The sequence below is a fragment of the uncultured Empedobacter sp. genome (assembly GCF_937930195.1).
Lineage (GTDB): Bacteria > Bacteroidota > Bacteroidia > Flavobacteriales > Weeksellaceae > Empedobacter > Empedobacter stercoris.
In genome coordinates, this window is the sequence record NZ_CALGVK010000148.1 from 1 (window position 1) to 2,989 (window position 2,989).

Genomic DNA, 2,989 nt, shown 5'->3' on the forward strand with positions numbered 1-2,989 from the left:
TTTTAGGGAATAACTAAATTCTGGAAAAAAATATTGTAGAGGAATTAAACTATTTTAAATAAAAAAAGCTCCAATCTTGAGATTGGAGCTTTAGTTTTATAACATTTTATTAATAATTCCACATATCGGCTTCTGCCTGAATAATAGAATTTCTAATTTTATGATGTTCTTCTAATTGTCCCTTCGAATCATTTGGAATATAATCCTCAATCATCTTCGTTCCATACATGGTTTGCGCTTTGTAAATAACAGAACTAAATCGTCTTGCATTTAACATCTCATCATAAGTAATCGCGGAATTAGAGTTGCTTGGATTGAAAACAGTTGCATTTACCAAAACATTACGTGCATCTGGATACCAAATCCAAAATAAATCGACATACGTTCCGTCTGCAAATTCAGTTCCCAAAGATTGTGCATCTGGTCCCATGATCGCTAATCCTAACAAACGATATTTTAATTCTCCTAAACGACGATCAATGTACCAAAGACCTTTCGTTTTCACCATTTTAATATCATCAGATTTTACTTTGTAATTGAAAATAGCTGCTTCGTCAGGATTTTCACCTGCTGCAATCATATCATAGTAATACTGTTGAGTATCTTTCTTTTCGTTACGAGCCATGATTTGATCAAAACTCATTTTAGTCTGAAAGTACTCATCATCGTATACTTCTTTAATTTTTTTAGTACGAACTCCGTCAACTAAAACATCATACAATGATTTTGAATTCTGTACTAATTCATCACCAGATCTATAATAAGGTTGATTTAGACGCTCGTTCAAATCAATGACTTCCCATACAACTTTCGACCATAAAACATCTTTATCCTCGATAAAGCCATATTTCATTGGATCTTGTGCCGTACTTACAGTATCTCCAGCTTCATCAACTCTTGTTCTATTTTCGCGGTCTTTTCTCAACTGTTCTGGTGAAACAGCATTAAGAACATTTTGCGCCATTGTAAGGGTTGAGAAAAAACTCATTAAACCAAACAAAAGATATTTCATATGCTAAATTTTATTTTTTTGTTTATTGTACTTGAATTGCAATTGATGATGCTTCTCCTGTTTGACCAGAATTAGTACGATATTTAATATCGAATACACCAATTATATCTCCTTTTTTCGCTTTCGAAATTGCACCTGCGGCTCCTGACATTTTACTTCCTGTAACACGTACTGTAGCTTGACCTGGTACACGAACATTAAATGATGTTACTTCTCCTGAAATTGGGAATAAGAAATCTGGCCAGTCTACACGAATTGTTTGTGCTGCAATTCCATTATCTGGAATAGCTGGACTCGTTTTTCCTAAAATAACACCACGTGCTGGTGGAACTGGTTTGATACGGAAGGTTTCACGAACAGATAATGTTTTACCTGAACTTGCTTTCGTTGTAGCAGTGAATGTTACTTCACTTCCTCCACCTGGCGTGTAATTCCATTTGTTAGCTCCTGCTCCAGAAACAGAACCTGATGAAGCATTTAAACTTACTGGTCCATTTGCTCCATTAATTGTTGCAGAGATTGGGTTGGATACTCCACGGTAAACAACACGTAGATTATCGGCAACAATAGAACCTCCTGTTGGATCTTTCTCAATGATTTCAGCAGCTTTTTTATCTAAAGTTTGCGCAACAACTTGATATGTTGAAGGTGCGATATCAACCTTTTTAGTTTGCCCATTCGATACATAAGTAATGCTACCAGTTAATTGATGCATACCTACAGATCCTGTATTTAATTTGATTGATGCTTTACCATCTATTACTTCTGCGTTTCCAACACTTGTAGAAACAGAACCTTTAATCGAATTATCATAAGCTCCTAAGACAACATTAAGAACAGCTTCGTCCCCAACTTTAACAACTCCTGGAGATAAGAATAAACCTTGGAACGCATCCAATTCAATTTTCTCCTCTAATTTACCAGATAATAATGCTCTTACCAAGTTACCTTCTTCTGTGCGAGCATCCATTTGCATCTTCGATAAATTTGTTAACGATGCAATCATTGGTTGATCATTAAACTTTTCCTCTACCCAAGTTTGTTTTTTAGTTTTTGATTTTGTTCCAAAAAATTCGTTGATACGAGCTTCAGCATTTTTAGCATCTGGACTTTGTTTTGCAAAAGTCATTAAGAAATTTCTGAATGCGTCAACTTTTCCTGTGAATTCTTTGGCTTTCTCATTTCCAGAATCACCTCCTTTTCCTTTGAAAAATAGAGATACAACTGGTTCTGTATTTGATAATGAGTTATAATCCGTTTCTTCTGATCCTGAAATATAATCAGACCCTTTTAATTCTTTTTTCAAGCCATCAATATAAGTTACAAACTCATTTGTTTGTCTTTTTACCTCAGCAGCTTGAGCTTGAATTTTTGTATACGTTGGATCGTCCTCCGCTTTTAAGTCAATTTGACCATAGAAGGTATCATTATTTGTTTTCGTTAAAGTCGTTGTAGACTCCAATGAAATATTTATTGTTTCGAAAGATCTCAAAACCTCACGATCTACGTTCAATGCCATCATTGCAATGAACACGAGATACATCAGGTTGATCATCTTCTGACGTCCGGTTAGTCTACCACCTCCTGCCATAATAATTTATAGAATTAATGAATAATTAGTTTAATTTATCGGTCAATGAATTAGTTATTTTTCATTGCAGAAAGCATACCTCCGTATACTTTGTTTAATGCATTAATGTTCGCAGAAAGCTCTTGCATTTCTTTTAAGAATTGCTCTGAACTACCTGAAGATTTTTGCATCTCTTCGATAAATTGTTTATTTAATTCTACTTGTTTTTGGCTATTTAAAATTTGCTCAGCATAGACTGCATTCAATTGGCTAATGTTATTAGATGCTTTTGCAATTTCGTTGCTGTATTGTTCTGTAGAAGCTACAGCTGTTGTCGTTGTATTTAATTCGTTTACTGCAGATCCAAATTTATCTAATGATCCACGTAATCTTTCAAACACTTCTTT

At 34.4% G+C, this 2,989-nt stretch carries 2 protein-coding genes and 1 pseudogene; all 3 read right to left on the reverse strand.

Annotated features, from left to right (window positions below; translation table 11 throughout):
- Positions 1 to 109: 109 nt before the first annotated feature.
- Positions 110 to 1,012, reverse strand: coding sequence for a gliding motility protein GldN (gldN, locus tag Q0616_RS08530; protein ID WP_225532497.1), 903 nt, complete (start codon positions 1,010 to 1,012; stop codon positions 110 to 112).
- A 22-nt stretch (positions 1,013 to 1,034) separates the two neighbouring features.
- Positions 1,035 to 2,603 carry a GldM family protein gene (locus tag Q0616_RS08535; RefSeq protein ID WP_298776480.1) on the reverse strand — a complete coding sequence of 523 codons (1,569 nt, stop codon included), beginning with the start codon at positions 2,601 to 2,603 and terminating at the stop codon, positions 1,035 to 1,037.
- 50 nt (positions 2,604 to 2,653) lie between these two features.
- Positions 2,654 to 2,989, reverse strand: a pseudogene (locus Q0616_RS08540) (gliding motility protein GldL); the annotation flags it as partial.

Excerpts from the sequence above, each read along its gene's own strand:
- gldN (WP_225532497.1), bottom strand. The coding sequence starts at position 1,012 with ATGAAATATCTTTTGTTTGGTTTAATGAGTTTTTTCTCAACCCTTACA.
- Q0616_RS08535 (WP_298776480.1), bottom strand. The coding sequence starts at position 2,603 with ATGGCAGGAGGTGGTAGACTAACCGGACGTCAGAAGATGATCAACCTG.